The organism is Dysgonomonas sp. Marseille-P4677, assembly GCF_016652235.1.
Taxonomy (GTDB): Bacteria; Bacteroidota; Bacteroidia; order Bacteroidales; family Dysgonomonadaceae; genus Dysgonomonas.
In genome coordinates this window covers 1-17,906 of record NZ_JAEPKU010000023.1, presented here as the reverse complement: position 1 = coordinate 17,906, position 17,906 = coordinate 1, and the positions used below count along the sequence as shown (strand labels likewise).

At 34.5% G+C, this 17,906-nt stretch carries 16 protein-coding genes; 9 read left to right on the top strand and 7 right to left on the bottom strand.

What is annotated here, in order from left to right; all coding sequences use genetic code 11:
- Positions 1 to 64 precede the first annotated feature (64 nt).
- The 4 genes from JGH11_RS06565 to JGH11_RS06550 all read right to left on the bottom strand — a co-directional run bounded on the left by JGH11_RS06565 (position 65) and on the right by JGH11_RS06550 (position 5,406).
- Positions 65 to 1,090 (bottom strand): hypothetical protein, encoded by a 1,026-nt coding sequence (locus JGH11_RS06565; RefSeq protein ID WP_201110776.1) that lies wholly within the window; start codon positions 1,088 to 1,090, stop codon positions 65 to 67.
- 153 nt (positions 1,091 to 1,243) lie between these two features.
- Positions 1,244 to 4,048, bottom strand: coding sequence for a pitrilysin family protein (locus JGH11_RS06560; RefSeq protein ID WP_201110775.1), 2,805 nt, complete (start codon positions 4,046 to 4,048; stop codon positions 1,244 to 1,246).
- A 33-nt stretch (positions 4,049 to 4,081) separates the two neighbouring features.
- Complete coding sequence (locus JGH11_RS06555) at positions 4,082 to 4,963, bottom strand: endonuclease/exonuclease/phosphatase family protein (protein ID WP_201110774.1); 882 nt, start codon at positions 4,961 to 4,963, stop codon at positions 4,082 to 4,084.
- Positions 4,964 to 5,007: 44 nt separating this feature from the next.
- Positions 5,008 to 5,406 (bottom strand): diacylglycerol kinase family protein, encoded by a 399-nt coding sequence (locus tag JGH11_RS06550; RefSeq protein ID WP_201110773.1) that lies wholly within the window; start codon positions 5,404 to 5,406, stop codon positions 5,008 to 5,010.
- A 329-nt stretch (positions 5,407 to 5,735) separates the two neighbouring features.
- Between JGH11_RS06550 and JGH11_RS06545 the strand changes: the two genes are divergently transcribed.
- Complete coding sequence (locus JGH11_RS06545) at positions 5,736 to 7,058, top strand: mechanosensitive ion channel family protein (protein ID WP_201110772.1); 1,323 nt, start codon at positions 5,736 to 5,738, stop codon at positions 7,056 to 7,058.
- A 75-nt stretch (positions 7,059 to 7,133) separates the two neighbouring features.
- Entirely contained in the window at positions 7,134 to 7,487 is a 354-nt protein-coding gene (locus JGH11_RS06540; protein WP_201110771.1) for a hypothetical protein, read from the top strand.
- A gap of 33 nt (positions 7,488 to 7,520) precedes the next feature.
- On the opposite strand, the gene JGH11_RS06535 is transcribed toward JGH11_RS06540, so the two are convergent.
- Both JGH11_RS06535 and JGH11_RS06530 read right to left on the bottom strand, forming a co-directional pair.
- Positions 7,521 to 8,372 (bottom strand): metallophosphoesterase, encoded by an 852-nt coding sequence (locus tag JGH11_RS06535; protein WP_201110770.1) that lies wholly within the window; start codon positions 8,370 to 8,372, stop codon positions 7,521 to 7,523.
- Positions 8,362 to 8,985 carry an inorganic pyrophosphatase gene (locus JGH11_RS06530; RefSeq protein WP_201110769.1) on the bottom strand — a complete coding sequence of 208 codons (624 nt, stop codon included), beginning with the start codon at positions 8,983 to 8,985 and terminating at the stop codon, positions 8,362 to 8,364. The genes JGH11_RS06535 and JGH11_RS06530 overlap by 11 nt, the downstream gene beginning before the upstream one ends.
- Before the next feature lie 295 nt (positions 8,986 to 9,280).
- Between JGH11_RS06530 and JGH11_RS06525 the strand changes: the two genes are divergently transcribed.
- Together JGH11_RS06525 and JGH11_RS06520 are read left to right on the top strand one after the other, a co-directional pair.
- Positions 9,281 to 9,721 carry a dCMP deaminase family protein gene (locus JGH11_RS06525; protein ID WP_201110768.1) on the top strand — a complete coding sequence of 147 codons (441 nt, stop codon included), beginning with the start codon at positions 9,281 to 9,283 and terminating at the stop codon, positions 9,719 to 9,721.
- A 20-nt stretch (positions 9,722 to 9,741) separates the two neighbouring features.
- Positions 9,742 to 11,385 carry a S41 family peptidase gene (locus tag JGH11_RS06520; RefSeq protein WP_201110767.1) on the top strand — a complete coding sequence of 548 codons (1,644 nt, stop codon included), beginning with the start codon at positions 9,742 to 9,744 and terminating at the stop codon, positions 11,383 to 11,385.
- Positions 11,386 to 11,439: 54 nt separating this feature from the next.
- Here the strand turns inward: JGH11_RS06520 and JGH11_RS06515 are convergent, their stop codons facing one another.
- Complete coding sequence (locus tag JGH11_RS06515) at positions 11,440 to 12,630, bottom strand: glycosyltransferase family 87 protein (protein WP_201110766.1); 1,191 nt, start codon at positions 12,628 to 12,630, stop codon at positions 11,440 to 11,442.
- Between the two features lie 148 nt (positions 12,631 to 12,778).
- Between JGH11_RS06515 and JGH11_RS06510 the strand changes: the two genes are divergently transcribed.
- The 5 genes from JGH11_RS06510 to purU all read left to right on the top strand — a co-directional run bounded on the left by JGH11_RS06510 (position 12,779) and on the right by purU (position 17,882).
- Positions 12,779 to 13,336 carry a 5-formyltetrahydrofolate cyclo-ligase gene (locus tag JGH11_RS06510; RefSeq protein ID WP_201110765.1) on the top strand — a complete coding sequence of 186 codons (558 nt, stop codon included), beginning with the start codon at positions 12,779 to 12,781 and terminating at the stop codon, positions 13,334 to 13,336.
- Between the two features lie 111 nt (positions 13,337 to 13,447).
- Positions 13,448 to 14,587, top strand: a complete 1,140-nt coding sequence (locus tag JGH11_RS06505; protein WP_201110764.1) for a hypothetical protein — start codon at positions 13,448 to 13,450, stop codon at positions 14,585 to 14,587.
- 88 nt (positions 14,588 to 14,675) lie between these two features.
- Positions 14,676 to 16,526, top strand: a complete 1,851-nt coding sequence (locus tag JGH11_RS06500; RefSeq protein WP_201110763.1) for a DNA topoisomerase IV subunit B — start codon at positions 14,676 to 14,678, stop codon at positions 16,524 to 16,526.
- A gap of 7 nt (positions 16,527 to 16,533) precedes the next feature.
- Positions 16,534 to 17,010, top strand: coding sequence for a hypothetical protein (locus JGH11_RS06495; protein ID WP_201110762.1), 477 nt, complete (start codon positions 16,534 to 16,536; stop codon positions 17,008 to 17,010).
- A gap of 11 nt (positions 17,011 to 17,021) precedes the next feature.
- Complete coding sequence (gene purU, locus JGH11_RS06490; RefSeq protein WP_201110761.1) at positions 17,022 to 17,882, top strand: formyltetrahydrofolate deformylase; 861 nt, start codon at positions 17,022 to 17,024, stop codon at positions 17,880 to 17,882.
- Positions 17,883 to 17,906 lie beyond the last annotated feature (24 nt).

Sequence of the window (17,906 nt, the reverse complement as noted above, 5' to 3'; positions counted from 1 at the left end):
AATAAAAAGCAGTATGGTGATCAAACGCCATACTGCTTTTTGTTGTTTTGTATAGAAATTAATATTATAAGTTGAACTCAAGGTTAATAAAGAAATATTGCTCAGCCTTAGATCTACTCGGATTTATATTACGAAAATTAGGGGCTATTTTTAGCTGCTTTGCAGGTTGGAATTCTACACCGGCCATCATCAATTGCCCGTCTAGACTATTCCATGGAGAAGTAAAATTAACCGGATTAGAAGAATCCATCAAATCATAGCGGGCAAAAGCTCTCCATTTAGATGCTATTTTTCCTGATGCATAGATAGAATACCCATAGTAATTCTTTTTCTCAATAAAGCCTTTGTTATAGACCTTATTGTATTCGACACCACCTGAAATATTCTTGTTCTGATACCCTGCAAATAAGGATAACGTATATTGATCTTTGTATTTTGCATCGGTAATACCTTCTGGTAGTTTGTCGTATTGAGCTTCGTCTTTATTGTAATAGTCTGCATATACTCTGAAAATAGTGTTCTTTATCGGGTGTAAGCTTATACCGGCAGCATAACGCATGGAGTTGTCTTTTTTTACTTTTTTATATCCTTCACCATTTGTTAAACTAATATCTGCTGAAATATATGGATTGAAATCATACTCTACACTAAATCCTAAGTCTACACTTGGAGCCATTTTATTCAAGTCTTGAAAAGACTTTTGTATATAACGGTGTGTCCAGTATTTCTCCTGTATACTGAACTGCATTAGGCTTATTTGCCCAATATTTATGTTGAAGCCTTTGTCGTTCCAATTAATAAAAGCATTGCGGAGATATACTTCCAGACCATTGGAAGAAGTTTTTCCGGCTGCACCGTCAATGATAACCTGCCCTTGGATAGTATGGGTAAACTTATAATTGTAGCCCACAAATGCTCTGGTAATATCAAACCCCTTTTGATGATTTACATGTCCAAATCCTGTGCTGTAATCGAGAAATCCTCTGGCGATAACTTTACCGGAAGGTTTAAATGCTATAGTATCTTGTGCGAAACACATATCCATAGCTTGAAGAAAGAGTATACAAATAATGAGATAAAGTTGTTTCATATTCTTTTTTCTGCAAAGTAAAGCGTAAACATTTTAAAACAGCTTTGTATTATAATTAAGGTTTAGTTAAGATTGTGTTTCTTGTCTGTTATGCTATAAAAAGCCGTTTAATTCTATGCTTAAACGGCTTTTCTTAGAGTTTATTTTACATAATTATTTTTTCGGATTCATAATCACTTCAATAAAGTTACCTTGTGAGATAAGTTCTTTCGTAAGTGTTTTTATATCATCTTTTGTCAATGCGCTTACTAATGACAAATAATTAGAGTGATTATCTTCGTTATAGAAATATTTACTGCCAAGTATTCCCACCCAATATCCATTTGTCTTTTCATCTTCCTGAAATTTCTTAATCATATACTCTTTTACTTTCTGGAAGTCGGCATCCTCCGGCCCATTTTCGGCTATGTTTTTCACTTCACGGTCGATAATAGGTGAAATTGTGTGTACTCTATCGGGATCAGTATCGAAAGTCAGCTGCAATTTAGTTTGACCGTCAGGTATACGACTTATCGAAGCTTGTGAGCGAACTCCGTATGTACCACCGGCTTCATCTCTTATAGTGCGCATATAGACTATATCTAGTATTTGTTTTAATGCAGATAAAGATATCTGAGTTTTCTGATTGCGTTTTAATGTTCCGCTATATAGTTCGAATACAGAAGATTTCGGAGTCTTCATTTCTTGTTCGAATACATTTTTTTTATCCCCTTTTAAGATTGTAGCATTGAATTCTTTATATTTAGCATCTTTGTTTCCTGATGGGAGTGAGGCTAGATATTGTTCTACAAGAGGTTTAAGAGTCGCTTCATCTACGGTTCCTACAAAATTTAGGGTAAATGATCCCGGATTTGCAAATACTTCTTTATAAATTTCTATAATACGATCATAATTAAGTTTTTCAGCATCTTCAAGAGTCATCTCTTTCATACGAGGATTATCTCCATACATTGTTTTTGATATTTCTAATCCCATAACAAAAGAAGGGTCTGCACTCAAGTTTTTCAATTGGTTCTTTACCATATCCATAATAGTAGAATAAGCCCCTTCATCTTTTCGTGGAGAAGTAAAGTACAGATAGGTTAATTGCAGCAAAGTTTCGATGTCCTTGATTGTAGACGAACCATTAAATCCTTGCGTGTAAGATGATATATTTGCATTCACAGATGCAGATTTTCCAGCAAGAACTTTTTTAAGATCAGTAGAGCTAAAATTGCCTATACCTCCTACATATGGTACCATCGATGCCATATTTGCATTATTAATATCTGCATCGGGAACTATTGATGTTCCACCATATCCATGTGCCGACATAAGAATTTGGTCATCTTTATAGTCTGTCTTTTTTATGACTACTTTCATCCCATTAGATAAGGTCCATATCGTTGTTCCGAGTTTGGCGTCAGTTTCGGTATTTACCACTTTTCCCGAAGCCGGAAGGTTTGCAACAAGAGGTTCGTTTGATACTGTTTCAGCATAAGGTGTGATTTCTTCCGCTTCCGTAGCTTTGAATACAGCTATCAGCTCTTCCTTTGTTGGATATTTTAGTCCGTCTTTTTCTGGTCCGGTAACAGTAATAATAATATTTTTATTGTTAATGATCTGTTGAACCATTGCATTTACAGCCTGAGCATTGATCATAGGAGCGAATTGTTTTACGAAATTGTATTCATATTCGATTCCCGGAATACCTTCTCCATCGATAAAGCTGCGTACATATTCTTGTACATAACGATCATTACGCTCTTTACTTCTGTTGTTGTACATTCTTTCGTATTCTTGTAAGAAAGTAGCTTTAGCTCTTTCCACTTCAGTATCAGTAAAACCAAATCTTCTGATACGCTCATTTTCTCTGATAAGGCTGGCAAGACTTAGGTCTACTTTACCTTCTTTACTCAAAGCGATTGTAGTCCAGGCATCTTTGGTCTTAGAAACAAAGAAATTACCATCGTATGCGTATGAGCCGGCAAAAGGAGCATCAGCCTTTTGAGATATTTCTTTTAATCTGTCAGAAAGCATCCTCGAAGCCATACCTTTCATAAAGCTGACTACTAATCCGGCTTGAGTTTCTTTTACTTCGGCTGGTATAATATCATGCTTTATAAATAAAGTTACTTGTGTATTTACAGCTTCAGGATCGGTTGCAATTGAAACAATCGGTTCTTCATTGTCTGGCACAGGAAAGTATATTCTTTCAGCAGGATTTACAGGTTTAGATATATCGGCAAACATCTTTTTTATTTGTGCTTCTACAGCATCCACATCAATGTCTCCAACAATAACTATTGCTTGCAAATCAGGTCTATACCATTTGTTGTAATAATCTTTAAGTGTTTGGTAGGGAAAATTTTCTACTATTTCCATTTTACCGATAGGCATTCGATCTGCATATTTACTTCCTTCGAATATTACAGGTAATTGCTTGTCCCAAATTCGGTATTGTGCTCCGCTACGTGTGCGCCATTCTTCTTTTATAACAGCACGTTCTTCATCTATTTGCTTATCCTCCAGGGCGATAAATCCAGACCAGTCATGTAGGACTAGTAGGCATGAATCGATAATACTTTGGCGAACTACCGGAACATCTGAAAGGTTGTAAACTGTTTCGTCAAATGATGTATAAGCATTTACATTTGCTCCAAATTTAACGCCGATAGTTTCCAGATAATTGAGCATAGTTTTCTTTCCTGGGTAGTTCTTTGTTCCGTTAAAAGCCATATGCTCAAGAAAGTGAGCCAGCCCGGCCTGATTGTCTTCTTCTTGCATCGATCCTACTTTCTGAGCAATATAAAAATCAGCTCTTTTTTCAGGATAAGCATTGTGCCTGATATAATATGTAAGACCGTTTTCAAGTTTTCCAAATCTCACTTGTGGATCGATTGGTAACTTTTGAGGTCCTTGTGCTTTAATTATACCTACTACGGCTATTAAAGCTAATAAAATGAATGATTTCCTCATATTAAATTGTATTTGGTGAATGTGAAAAGACATTTAATTTATTTCAAAAGAAAACTCGAATGGAAAATACTGTATTGTAGCCATTATTGCTTTATGATCAGATATATATATGCCATTGATAGAGTCTGCAAGCACTTGAAAGTTTGAGACTGATGCTCTGTTACTAACAAATATGTAATCAAGACAAGGACGTTCATCCTCCGCAAGACGACCAAAATCATGGAATGTCCAGTCTGTACCGGATACTTCTGCTGCAATAGTTCTACTATTTTTAAAGTATTTAGAGCTATTTGTATTAGTGATGTTTTTTATCGTTTCAGAATCGGGCGTGTCATTAAAGTCTCCTGTGAGTATAACAGGTATATCTTTACCCAACTCTTTAGCCTTTTCTAATAGTAGGTTTCCACCTTCTATACGAGCTAAGAGTCCATCGTTATCCAGATGTGTATTTATTATTAGAAATTTGTTCGTCGATTCTTTATCTTTTAGTATTGCCCATGTTGCAACGCGTACATAAGAAGCGTCCCAGCCTTTAGAACCAGCTATGTCAGGAGTTTCACTCAACCAAAAATTTCCTGATTTTACTTCTGTGAATTTATCCTTTTTATAAAATATAGCAGAAAATTCTCCAGCTTCTTTTCCATCATCTCTACCTACACCTATTGCTGTGTATTCAGGTAGTCTTTCTTTTAGATCGTTCAACTGATTAAGTAACACCTCTTGTGTACCTAATACATCTATATCATTATCTTTTATTATTTTACCTGCTACATCTTTTCTATATTGCCAACTGTTAAGGCTATCTCCTGCATGATCGAGGCGAATATTGAAACTCATTACATTCAATTTTAATGGTTTTTCGACACAAGAGATCATTAATAAAGAGATTGCAAGTAAATAGAATATTTTTTTCATTATTTAATATGTCTTTAATTTATCTAACTATAATTAGTCTAATTTTATTTTATAAAATCACATAGTTTGGGGAGAAAAATAATAATACCGCAGATAACAGATACTATTGCTGCTAAAAAAACGGCAGAGGCTGAAAGGTCTTTGATCTTTTTTATAGATTGATGCCATTCGGGTGAAATATAATCACATATATTTTCAATAGCAGAATTGATAATCTCAAGGGATAACACTAATGTAATTAATACTAAGATTATTAGCCATTCCATAAATGATAACTTCAAAACAAAACTAAGTATTATTACAACAATAGACGTGATAATATGAATGCGTGCATTATGTTCTTCTTTCCATAATACCCTGAATCCATTAGATATATGCTTAAATGTTAATAATCTGTCTTTTATAGAAAATTTCTTTTGCCCTTTTCCATTATTCTTCTTCATCTGCGCTTCATAAAGATACGCTAAAGTAAGAAAATAAGATGTAAAAAGTTTAATGTATCATAATTAATTTAAACATTCTATCATCTTTTATAGAAAAGATGATAGAATGAGATGAGCATAAACTCACATAAATAGAAGTCCACTTATCGTAATGAAGGCTAATTTAGCTTTTTTTATAATATTTATCGGCTATAGATTAAATAGGGTTTGTGGCTAAACTTTAAAATATCTAGCTTTGAGAAACTATCAAACAATTATTGAAAGTAAAAGCTGTAAATGCCTGAATTTATTTGTAGCAAAACATTATATTTTACATAAAGAAAGAGATTATGGACATAGAAGAATTACAATCAGATTACGAATCAATAACAATCGTTATAGCCCGTTGGATGCAAAAAGTACTTTCCGAGGCGGGAGTTTCCGAGCAATGGATTATATATGTTAAATTGATAGTGTTGTTAGCTATTTTGGCGATAACAGTCTATGTCTTGCAGTTTGTTGTGAGAAAATTATTGACATTCGTTTTTTATCGGGTAGAGAGGATCACAAAGCTTACCTTTTTTCGCTATACAATTAATAATAAGCTTCCTCATTATCTGGCTTTAGTTATACCTTATTCCTTTGTAAGAGGAACTATTCCTATTGTTTTCTATGATTTTAAAGGTCTCATCTCTCCATTAATAAAGGTTACAGATATTTATTTGGTATTTATGATTATCTGGACAATAATGGCTTTAGTGAAATCATGTGGTGATGTTTTACAGGAAAAACCTGCATTCAAGAATAAACCGATGAAAAGCTATTTTCAGGTAATACAAATTGTGCTTTTCATCTTTGCAGCAGTAGTTATATATTCTATTCTGACAGGGAAATCGGCAACAGCCTTTTTTGCTGCGATGGGGGCTGCATCAGCTATCTTAATGTTGATGTTTAAGGACTCTATTATGGGTTTTGTAGGTAGTATTCAGATTTCGACAAATAATATGGTGCAGATAGGGGACTGGATTACTATGAACAAATACGGTGCTGATGGTACAATAGAGGAAATAAATTTGACAACCGTTAAAGTGCGAAATTTTGATAAAACGATCACTACAATCCCAACTTATGCCCTTATCTCTGATTCGTTTCAAAATTGGAGGGGAATGCAAGAGTCGGGGGGTAGAAGATTTAAACGGGCCATTAATCTTAAATATGAGTGTATTCGTCCGTTAACCGACGAAGAATTAGAAAAATTTAAAAGAGTAGAGAGTCTTGCTGGGTATATAAAAACAAAACAAAAAGCATTTGCTAAATTAAATAACGGGATTGAGAACGATCTGTCTTTAGACAAGCATGTAATTACAAATTGTGAACTGTTTATGCAATATGGTATTGGATATCTTAAAAATCATCCTCATATAAGTAATGAGATGACATTGTTGGTACGTCAATTATCTCCTACAACACAAGGTTTACCTATTGAAATATACACATTTACAAATACAACAGTTTGGGCAGAGTATGAAATAATTTTAGCTGAAGTTATGAGTCATCTGATTAGTGTTGTTAAATTTTTTGATTTGGTAATCTATGAAGAGTCTTCAGGATCTGATAACTATAATGTGTTTATTAAAGAAAGTAATGGATTAAAAGAAAACGCGAATAATTAAGTTCTTTGTGACTTTATTAAATGATTATCTCGAATTATTAATTTAAATTTGAAAAACATTAATATTTTGTCGGATATGAAGAAGTATATATTTTTAATAGTCATAGGCCTTGGATTAATTTCTTGCAGTTCTTATCAGTATGATTTGGATAAGATGGGTGAAGCAGTAAAAAGTCATTTGAAATATAGAGATGCCGAAAACAGCACGATTACTAAGATCGAATATATAGAACCTATCTCCTACGAAAAAACAGCTGATAATGAAAGGAGTAATCCGGATGAAGTTTATCTGTTCAAAGTATATGTAAAAGGGACATGGGCATATCAAGATAGTTATCGGATTTTCAACATAAGTGATACATTAAAATGCTATTTCGGTAAGAATAAGACGTTTTTACGGATGGATGAAAATAATCAATTATACAAATAAATAAAATAAGAGACCGTTTATTAGTCTCTTATTTTATTTATTACTCAATGTAAACTCTACAATCTCCGGAGGTGCAAAAAAACGAAAAGGAAAACCTCCCATTCCAATTCCAGAGGTAATATACACCCTGATATTATCTTTCTCTTTCCAGCCATATCTATACTTTTGACCCGTTTGAAGATATTCGGGATGCATCGAACTTGGCATTATAGGAGCCCATAGCCCCAAAAGGGTAATTTGTCCTCCATGTGTGTGTCCAGACAAAACAAGGTCGACCAGATTGCTATTTAGATTTTCCATGTAATCAGGGTTGTGAGATAGAAGAATGCAGAAATCTGATTTTTTGACATCTTGTGTCGTATTTTCTAAAAGCTGTTTATCTTCCCAAAAATCTCCGACTCCGCCAATTCGAATGCTGTCATTGTCTTCCTTTATCCAATAGCCTTGATTGTCACAAATATAAAATTTACAATCTCTAAAGCCCTGTTGTATAAGTTGTGGGTCTTCCCAATGATCGTGATTACCCAAGACCGTATATACACCATATTTACTTTTCAAATTACTGATTTCTTTAAAGAAGGGAGTAAAGTATGTTGTGTCTTTACGAACATTGTCACCTCCTATGATAATTATATCAGGATTTCGCTCATTGATTATATCAACAAGATCTGCCACTTTTTTAACAGGAAAATAGTTGTCACAATGAATATCGGATATAAAAATGATTTTCTTCCCATTAAAGGACTCAGGAATATCATTGTGAGAAAAAGTTATTTTTTTAATAACGATATGTCGAGCTTCAAAATAACCATACAATACACATAAACAAGGTGTAAGTATAAAAATAGTTAGTATAATTATTTTCCTGACGTTCTTACTTTTCATTTCTGAATTCGTTGTTGTAGTCTTCTATCGAGCGACGGATTACATCGTATGCGGTTGTTACATCGTATATGTCAGTTAATATACAACGTGGAGATTTATCTCCAGGTAGGTCTTTATAGGTTGTAAAATAATGTTTCAATCGGTCTATTACCATCGTAGGCACGTCAGATATATCCCGGAACGAACCATATATTGCGTCATTTTCCAATACAGCTATGAGTTTATCATCAGCCTTGTTGTGATCTAATAATCTAAAACCTCCAATCGGACGTGCTTTAACGATTATATCGCCGTGTGTTATGTCTTTTTCTGTCAATACGCATATGTCAACGGGGTCGTTATCGCCCTCTATATCATTTCTTTTTAGTTGGATATTAGTAACCTCTGCTACTCGGTCTGCGCTATATGTTTGAGGTATAAATCCATAGAGAGCCGGTATTATATTTGAATATTTCTGGGGTCTGTCTATACTCAGATATCCTGTTTCCTTGTCCACCTCATATTTTACAGTATCTGTAGGTACTATTTCAATAAAGCAAGTTACAACCTCAGGTGCATTTTCGCCTATACTGATTCCGTGCCAAGGATGTGCCTTAAATCTATGATCTTTCATATGTCGATTCTTTTTTATCAGTTTGTATTAATGATTCTGTCTGCAAATTTACTCTAATTGCGTTGAATCGCAAATCTAGCGGAGTAGAAAAGATTATTTTGGCTTAAATAAGGGTGTGAGTATTCTTGATAAAAAACAGACTTATAATAACATATCATTAACTTTTGATTATCTTTGTCCTGCCAAAAGAAACGGATAGAAGACTATTTTTTGTCTCCTCCTTTTATCTGTAAATGTCTGTTTCAATTAGGTTTGGGTTATCGGTTATAAATTAGGTTTAGTTTTTTAATTACATATGGAAAAGGATAAACAACGACTCTTGGATGAGCGTTATATGAGAATGGCTGTTATTTGGGCCGAAAATTCTTATTGTGTACGTCGGAAGGTGGGAGCTCTTATTGTTAAAGATAAAATGATTATATCTGACGGATATAATGGAACTCCTTCCGGTTTTGAAAATATTTGTGAAGACGAAAACAATGAAACTAAGCCATACGTTTTACATGCCGAGGCTAATGCCATTACAAAGGTTGCCTGTTCGCACAATAGTAGTATGGGAGCTACAATGTATGTAACTTCTTCTCCGTGTATCGAGTGTGCGAAGCTAATTATACAAGCGGGTATAAAGAGGGTTGTATACTGTCAGAAATATCGGCGGAGTGATGGAGCTTCTTTACTTGAAAGAGCTGGCATTGAGGTTGTGTATTTAGATATTGATGTAATATATAATGAATAATAAGTGAGACGGGAAATAAAATGAAAAGTAATAAGGGAATTTATGTTTGGTTGCCTTTATGCATAGCATTGAGTATCGCAGCTGGTATTTTTATTGGAAATGTTTTCTCTGTATTCAGTCCTATTCGAGGTTGGATAGGTAATTCGGGAAGTAATAAATTGGAGACCATATTTGATTATATTAATAAGTCATACGTAGATACCGTAAATGTAGATGATTTGATGGAAAGTGCTATCCCTACCATTATCGCGGGACTAGATCCTCATTCAACTTATATTTCGGCCGAAAATATGGAATTGACAGGGGATGAGCTAGAAGGTCATTTCAGCGGGATTGGGGTCGAGTTTATGCTTCAAAGCGATACGGTTGTTATTGTAAACATTGTGCCTGGTGGCCCATCAGAGGCAGTTGGTATAATTCCTGGCGATAGATTGGTATATGTTAATGACAGTCTTTTTGTCGGAAAAGGTCTCAATGAAGAAAAAGTCTTTCGCAACCTAAGAGGTAAAAAAGATACAAAAGTAAAACTAGATATAAAAAGAGGTACAAGCAAAGATCTGATTTCATTTGAAGTTACACGTGCTGATGTACCTGTAAAAACAGTACCGGTATCTTATATTATAGATGATAAAGTAGGATATATAAAGGTTACCAAGTTTGGTAGTACTACATATAACGAATTTATTACCGCAATTGCAAAATTGAAGAGTCAGGGGTGTGAATCATTTATTGTAGACCTTCAGGGGAATACAGGCGGTTATATGGGTGCAGCAATAATGATGACTAATGAATTCTTACCTAGTGGAAATATGATTGTTTATACCGAAGGTCGTGCATATCCGAGGGAAAATGTTTTTGCTGACGGTTCCGGAACTTGCAAAGAAAACCAATTGGTGGTATTAATTGATGAAGGAAGTGCTTCTGCAAGTGAGATATTTTCGGGTGCTATGCAAGACAATGATAGAGGACTGATTGTAGGTCGTCGTTCTTTTGGTAAAGGATTAGTTCAAAGCAGACATGTATTCAGGGATGGATCGGCCCTGCAATTGACAATAGCCCGTTATCATACACCATCAGGAAGATGTATACAGAAAGCTTATAAAAAAGGTGATCGCACAGATTATGATTTGGATTTGGTGAATAGATATAATCGTGGTGAATTTGATAATCGCGATAGTATAAAATTAGATAATCTTCCTAAATTCCAAACGCTTTCAGGTCGCCCTGTATACGGTGATGATGGTATTCTTGCTGATGTATTTGTACCTCGAGATACCATAGGCATCAACTCTTATTATCTTCGGGTGGCTAATAGTGGAGCTTTGCGCGAATATGCATTCTCTTATACTGAACAAAATAGAGAGTTGTTCAAAAAATATAAAACATGGCAGGAAGCAGAAAGGTTTTTAGCAACCCAGCCACTTGTAGATAATTTAGTAGAGTATGCTTATGGCAAAGGAATACGCCGTCAACCATATCTTATTCAAGAGTCGAGAAAACTTCTGCAAACTCAGATAGCATCATTTATAATACGGAATTTGTATGGAGAAGAGGGATTTTATTCGATATTTCAAAAAGACGATTCTATTCTAAAGGAGGCACTTAATTTGATAAAGGCAAATAAAGCGACAGTTGACGCTATTAAAGAAGAGAGGTATAAATAAATTATTGTAATTATTAAATAACAAAAAGCCGCTAAAAAAGCGGCTTTTTTTATTTTACTCTTCGATTAAATATTTGTTAGAGAGAGTTTCTTTAGTTGTTCTTTTAAATGTTATAAGTTGGTATACAAGTGTTAACCAAACTATAAGATATGGTAATGCTTTCAGTGCATAAGGTCTTATTATTTCTTTTCTTACATATGACGGCATTATGTCAGATCCTGCTCCAATTGTGATAAATAAAGTGATGATAAAAAGGATGATTATATATTTACTATATGGTTTATTTTGAAGAATGAACCAAAAGGCTAGGCCTGATGTGGCTATTACATAAGTGCTATTTTCAGATCCGCTGCTAAATAGAACTACAAACATTAATGTAGACGCCAATAGCCCAAATTGATAGATCGGATTATTATAAGCTTTAATTTGTATATATTGTAGTGCGAAAAGAATAATCGCCGGTATGAGCATTATCATGTTAGATAATTCTAATATGCCCGATATTCGCCTTATCATACCCATAGCTGATATATCCTGGTATGCAGAGGCTGTATTTAAGACATTCTTGAGGGCGAGTGATTCGTACCAGTCCAAGTAGCTTTGTATAATAAATTGAGGCGAAGATAGCAACATAGGCAATATAAAAAATATAGTACCCCACAGGAGTAGATAGCCTATGAATTTTATTTTCTTTTTGGAAAAGAAAAAGAAGGCTAGACCAACTATACCATAGAGTTTTATAAATAGGCCTAGCATAATAAAACATGCAGCCCAAAAGTCTTTCTCTGAACGGATACAAATAAATGTGCCTATAATTAGAGCTGCAATCAGTGTATTTGTCTGGCTATTGGTTGCATTTACGTATAACTCATGTATTACTATCCAGTAGATAATAACTTTTCCTTTCCACTGAATTGGTAGTTTATATATTGCTAACAATAAGGTCGCAGCTATAAACATCTCCCATAAGGGAATGCCCAGATAATCAGGTAGCAAGGCAAATGGTGCTATGATGATACTGAAGAAAGGCCCGTAATGATTTGTATCCCAATATTTTTCAGGGTATTCGGCATAAAGATTTATCTGTTCTATTGTGTTATAGAATACATGTTTGAATATTTGATAATTATTGTCTTTGCTTATATGACTTATTCCTGCAAATAGTGCAGCTCCTATCCATAGAGTAAAAATAAGTCGTTTGTCGTAAAAAATAGGTTTCTGAAAGAATCTAGAAAAGGTAGTCATAGGGGTAGTTTTCTTAAAATTGTTTTAAGCCTTTTTATTTTAAGCTTCAAAAATAGGATAATATTGTCTAACTAGTGTATTTTTGTCAATTATTTCTATTTACGTTTAAATGAGTAAAGGGGTGTTTTTAACCTCAATATCAAAAATAATGAATAACATACAACAGGAAAAGAGTAAGTTACGGAAAGAAATATCTTCTATCAAAAAAGGTTATAGTTCGAACGAGTTATATAATCGATCGAATGAAGTTTTGTCAGTATTAGAATTGACTGGGGTATTTCAGGATGCAAAGAATGTTTTTATTTATAATAATTTTGATGACGAGGTGCAAACTCTTGAATTTATCAGCAAATGGTCTTCTGAGAAGAATTTTTACCTTCCGGTAGTCGAGTCTGATAATCTTGTTTTTAGACCTTATGCTGAGACTACAGGCTTTTTGCAATCATCTTTTGGGATTATGGAGCCGATAGGGGATAATTTTACCGATTATAGGCTAGTTGACTTAATTATTATTCCCGGTGTTGCTTTCGATAGATATATGAATCGCTTAGGAAGAGGAAAAGGATACTATGATCGTTTTCTTACAAAACTGAAAGCACCTAAGCTAGGGATATGTTTCGATTTTCAATTATTAGATAAGATTCCGGTAGAAGCTAACGATGTAAAGATGGATTATATTGTGTCGGAAAATGAACTGATATGGTAATAAATTGTTCTAAAATTTATAAAAACAAGATCCCGCCTGTATTTAATAACTTATAAGTTATAACTAAAAATATTATCTTTACGCCCAAAATAGAAACACCTGTATAAGAGTATGTCTGTATTAATAAAAGAAGTTGATGAAAATGATAAAGCTCTGAAAAAAGCTTTTGTCAAATTCCCTATTAAGTTATATCAAGATTGTCCTTATTATGTACCATCCCTTATTCTGGATGAGATGGATACATTGGACACAAAGAAGAATCCGGCATTTGACTTTTGTGAAATGCAAATGTTTTTAGCCTACAAAGATGATAAGATCGTAGGTCGAATAGCTGCTATAATAAATCGTAAAGCTAATGAAGTTTGGAACGAGAAGCATGCTCGTTTTAGCTTTGTCGATTTTATAGACGACAATGAGGTTGTCGATTCTTTATTCGCTGCAGCTATAAAATGGGTAAAAGAGAAAGGAATGGATGCCATAGTAGGGCCTATGGGATTTACCGATCTTGACCCGGAAGGATTGCTTATACATGGTTTTGATCAGGTAAGTACAATGGCGACTAAATATAGTTATCCATATTACGTAACTCAAATTGAGCGCCTGGGTTTTGAAAAAGAAGCTGATTGGAATGAATATAGGATTCCTGTGCCTAGCGCAGTGCCCGAAAGACATCAGCGTATTGCCAACATGATAGCGACACGTTATGGATTAAAGGTTTTGAAATTCAAAAGTTTGAAGCAAATCAGCCCGTATGTAGCTCGCTTATTCAAACTGATGAATGAAGCTTATAAACCACTTTATGGCTTTGCGCCTTTGACACAAAGGCAAATCGATCATTATGTCAAGATGTATGTTCCTCTTTTACGTTGGGATATTGTATCCATCATTATAAAAGAAGAAACAGATGAAGTTATAGGTTTTGGAATCGGAATGCCCAGTTTATCACGTGGATTGATCAAATCGCGAGGTAAATTGTTCCCATTTGGATGGCTTCCTTTACTTAAGGATTTGAAAAGCAAGAAAAATCCTGTTATAGATCTTCTTCTGATAGGTATAGCACCTGAATATCAGGGGAAAGGTGTAAATGCAATCATATTTAATGATTTTATTCCATCGGCTTATAAATGTGGATTTCAGTTTGCAGAATCTAACCCTGAATTGGAAATGAATAATAAAGTCGCTTCATTATGGGATGGTTTTAATGCCGAAAATCATAAGAAGCGTAGAGCATATATAAAACAGCTTCGATAAAAAGACACGCTAAGTTGAGGACTTTTTCTTCCGAAGAATTTTTTATAATTTTACAATGCATTTTTATTAAAAGAGATTTTAGACGTTTATGGAAGAAGAGATCAAGCTACCAGAAGTAAATTATTCCGATGATGATATAAAAACCCTCGATTGGCAGGAACATATTCGTCGCCGTCCGGGTATGTATATCGGTAAATTGGGTGATGGAACATCAGCCGATGATGGTATTTATGTACTTTTGAAAGAGGTACTGGATAACTCTATCGATGAATATATGATGGGGTTTGGTAAAACGATAGATGTTACTATCGAAGAGGGTGTAGTAAAAGTACGTGACCACGGACGTGGAGTCCCCCTAGGGAAAGTGAAAGATGTGTCTTCAAAAATGAACACAGGTGCAAAGTACGATTCTAAAGCATTTAAAAAATCAGTAGGATTGAATGGTGTCGGTATTAAAGCCGTAAATGCGCTTTCATCGTTCTTTCATATACAAAGTTTTCGTGAAGGACAAACTATGTCGGTCGAATATAGCAAGGCTATCGTAACTAAAGAAGATAAGATTCAATCATCAGGTGAAGAAAACGGAACTCTTATCGAATTTATACCAGATAATACAATCTTTACTAACTATAACTTTAGAGATAATTATGTAGAGAGTCTCCTGAAGAACTATGTATTCCTCAATACAGGTTTGACAATAATATATAATGGTAAAAAGTTTTATTCAAAAAATGGTCTGGTAGACCTTTTAAATGAGAATATGACTTCCGAACCACTTTATCCGATCATTCATCTGAAAGATGAAGATATCGAAGTGGTTATTACTCACACCGATCAGTATGGGGAAGAATATTATTCTTTCGTCAACGGACAGCATACAACGCAGGGAGGAACACATCAATCTGCCTTCAGGGAATCTTTATCACGTGTGGTAAAGGAATTTTATAATAAGAATTTTGACTATGCCGATATTCGTAGTGGAATAGTAGCTGCTATAAGTATAAAGGTTGAAGAACCTGTTTTCGAATCCCAGACAAAAACAAAACTGGGATCAAAAGATATGGGACCAAAAGGTCCTTCTGTACAAAAGTTTATAGGAGATTTTCTTAAGAAAGAGCTGGACAATTTTTTGCATAAAAATGCAGAGACATCGGAAGCTTTACTTAAAAAGATTTTAGAGTCGGAGAAAGAACGTAAAGCTATTGCAGGAGTGACAAAATTAGCCCGTGAGCGTGCAAAAAAAGCGAACCTGCATAATAAGAAATTACGTGATTGCCGGATTCACTACAATGATACAAAAGGAGATAATCTGGATGAAACCTGTATTTTTATCACAGAAGGGGATTCTGCTAGTGGATCTATTACAAAAAGTCGTAATCCTAACTTACAGGCAGTGTTTAGTCTTCGGGGTAAACCTTTGAATAGTTTTGGTTTGACCAAGAAAATTGTATACGAAAATGAAGAATTCAATCTTCTACAGGCTGCATTGAATATAGAAGATGGATTAGATGGACTACGTTATAATAAAATAATAGTAGCAACTGATGCCGATACCGATGGTATGCACATTCGTTTGTTAATACTTACTTTCTTCCTTCAGTTCTTTCCCGATCTGATAAAGAAGAATCATGTATATATATTACAAACCCCACTTTTCCGTGTTCGTAATAAGAAAGAAACTATTTATTGTTATACAGAAGAAGAGCGATTGGATGCGATTAGTAAACTGGGAGCAAATCCTGAGATAACCCGATTTAAAGGGTTGGGAGAAATTTCACCGGATGAGTTTGTCCATTTTATTGGTAAAGATATACGCTTGGATCGTGTAACGATGAAAAAAGAAGACCTTGTCAATAATATGCTCAATTTTTATATGGGGAAAAATACACCTGAAAGACAAGAGTTTATTATTGATAATCTTGTAGTTGAAGAGGATTAGGTTTATAATGGGTTGGAAAGAAGTAAAAGAAGGTATCCCTACAGGTGTTTGGTATTGGATTCGAGAAGATGAACTAAAGACTACAATAACATATGCGGAGCCTATTCGGGTCGAACTAGTATCTCGAGATACTATTCGAAAAGATGATCTGAATCAGTTTGACCTCCTATTTATAGAATCAATCATAAGTAATATAGATAAATACTTATTAGAAGCTACTGCATCTATAAAAGCCGAACTGGAGGTTGATCCTTTTAGTTTTGGTATAACTGATGATGAAATTGGTAAATATCAGGAATTATCATTGTCTGATTTTCCCGTTGAATTTCCTAATATTATTTTCTTTCCCGATAAGACATGGTTAATTCGATTTGCTGATGCAGATTTCCCGAAAGTCAATTATGGGGCTGGAATTGGTGTGTTCTTTAAAGAAAATAAAATAACCAAAGTAAAGATATTTCCGGAACAGTCTCCGGGAGATTAACAAATATAACAATGAATAACGCTCACGCAATTATCCTCATATCGTCTCCAGATCGCCCTGGTTTGGTGGCGGCTGTTACTGATTTTATAAATGTGAATGGTGGTAATATAATTAATCTTGAGCAACATGTAGATAAGCAGGAGAATACTTTTTTTATGCGTGTCGAGTGGGATCTGACTAATTTTATTATCCCAAGAGAAAAAATAGCAGACTACTTTCAGACAATGTATGCAAATAAATATGGGATGACTTTTCGACTTTATTTTAACGACTATACACCACGTATGGCCGTTTTTGTGTCTAAAATGTCACATTGTTTATTCGATATATTGGCGCGTTACACAGCGGGTGAATGGAAGGTTGAGATTCCTCTGATTATTAGTAACCATGAAGATTTAAGGTGGGTTGCCGAAAAATTTGGAATTGACTATCATGTGTTGAAACTGAATAAGGATAATAAGGAAGAGATTGAAACTAAACAAATTGCTCTCCTGAAAGAAAACAATATAGATTTTATAGTTCTGGCCCGCTATATGCAAATTCTAACAGATGAATTTATAGAATCATATCCCAATAGAATAATTAATATACATCATTCGTTTTTGCCCGCTTTTGTGGGAGCGAAGCCATATCATGCCGCTTATGAACGAGGGGTGAAGATTATTGGAGCAACCAGCCATTACGTAACAGCAGAGCTTGATGCAGGGCCTATTATCGAGCAAGATATTACCCGGATAACGCATCGTGATAGTATAGAAAATTTAGTGAGAAAAGGGCAGGACTTGGAAAAGATCGTATTATCTCATGCTATAGAATATCATCTTACCCGTAGAGTGTTAGTCTATAAGAATAAAACTGTCTTATTTTCATAAAAAGAGAAGACATAGTATTTTATG

Excerpts from the sequence above, each read along its gene's own strand:
- JGH11_RS06565 (WP_201110776.1), bottom strand. The coding sequence starts at position 1,090 with ATGAAACAACTTTATCTCATTATTTGTATACTCTTTCTTCAAGCTATG.
- JGH11_RS06560 (WP_201110775.1), bottom strand. The coding sequence starts at position 4,048 with ATGAGGAAATCATTCATTTTATTAGCTTTAATAGCCGTAGTAGGTATA.
- JGH11_RS06555 (WP_201110774.1), bottom strand. The coding sequence starts at position 4,963 with ATGAAAAAAATATTCTATTTACTTGCAATCTCTTTATTAATGATCTCT.
- JGH11_RS06550 (WP_201110773.1), bottom strand. The coding sequence starts at position 5,406 with ATGAAGAAGAATAATGGAAAAGGGCAAAAGAAATTTTCTATAAAAGAC.
- JGH11_RS06545 (WP_201110772.1), top strand. The coding sequence starts at position 5,736 with ATGGACATAGAAGAATTACAATCAGATTACGAATCAATAACAATCGTT.
- JGH11_RS06540 (WP_201110771.1), top strand. The coding sequence starts at position 7,134 with ATGAAGAAGTATATATTTTTAATAGTCATAGGCCTTGGATTAATTTCT.
- JGH11_RS06535 (WP_201110770.1), bottom strand. The coding sequence starts at position 8,372 with ATGAAAAGTAAGAACGTCAGGAAAATAATTATACTAACTATTTTTATA.
- JGH11_RS06530 (WP_201110769.1), bottom strand. The coding sequence starts at position 8,985 with ATGAAAGATCATAGATTTAAGGCACATCCTTGGCACGGAATCAGTATA.
- JGH11_RS06525 (WP_201110768.1), top strand. The coding sequence starts at position 9,281 with ATGGAAAAGGATAAACAACGACTCTTGGATGAGCGTTATATGAGAATG.
- JGH11_RS06520 (WP_201110767.1), top strand. The coding sequence starts at position 9,742 with ATGAAAAGTAATAAGGGAATTTATGTTTGGTTGCCTTTATGCATAGCA.
- JGH11_RS06515 (WP_201110766.1), bottom strand. The coding sequence starts at position 12,630 with ATGACTACCTTTTCTAGATTCTTTCAGAAACCTATTTTTTACGACAAA.
- JGH11_RS06510 (WP_201110765.1), top strand. The coding sequence starts at position 12,779 with ATGAATAACATACAACAGGAAAAGAGTAAGTTACGGAAAGAAATATCT.
- JGH11_RS06505 (WP_201110764.1), top strand. The coding sequence starts at position 13,448 with ATGTCTGTATTAATAAAAGAAGTTGATGAAAATGATAAAGCTCTGAAA.
- JGH11_RS06500 (WP_201110763.1), top strand. The coding sequence starts at position 14,676 with ATGGAAGAAGAGATCAAGCTACCAGAAGTAAATTATTCCGATGATGAT.
- JGH11_RS06495 (WP_201110762.1), top strand. The coding sequence starts at position 16,534 with ATGGGTTGGAAAGAAGTAAAAGAAGGTATCCCTACAGGTGTTTGGTAT.
- purU (WP_201110761.1), top strand. The coding sequence starts at position 17,022 with ATGAATAACGCTCACGCAATTATCCTCATATCGTCTCCAGATCGCCCT.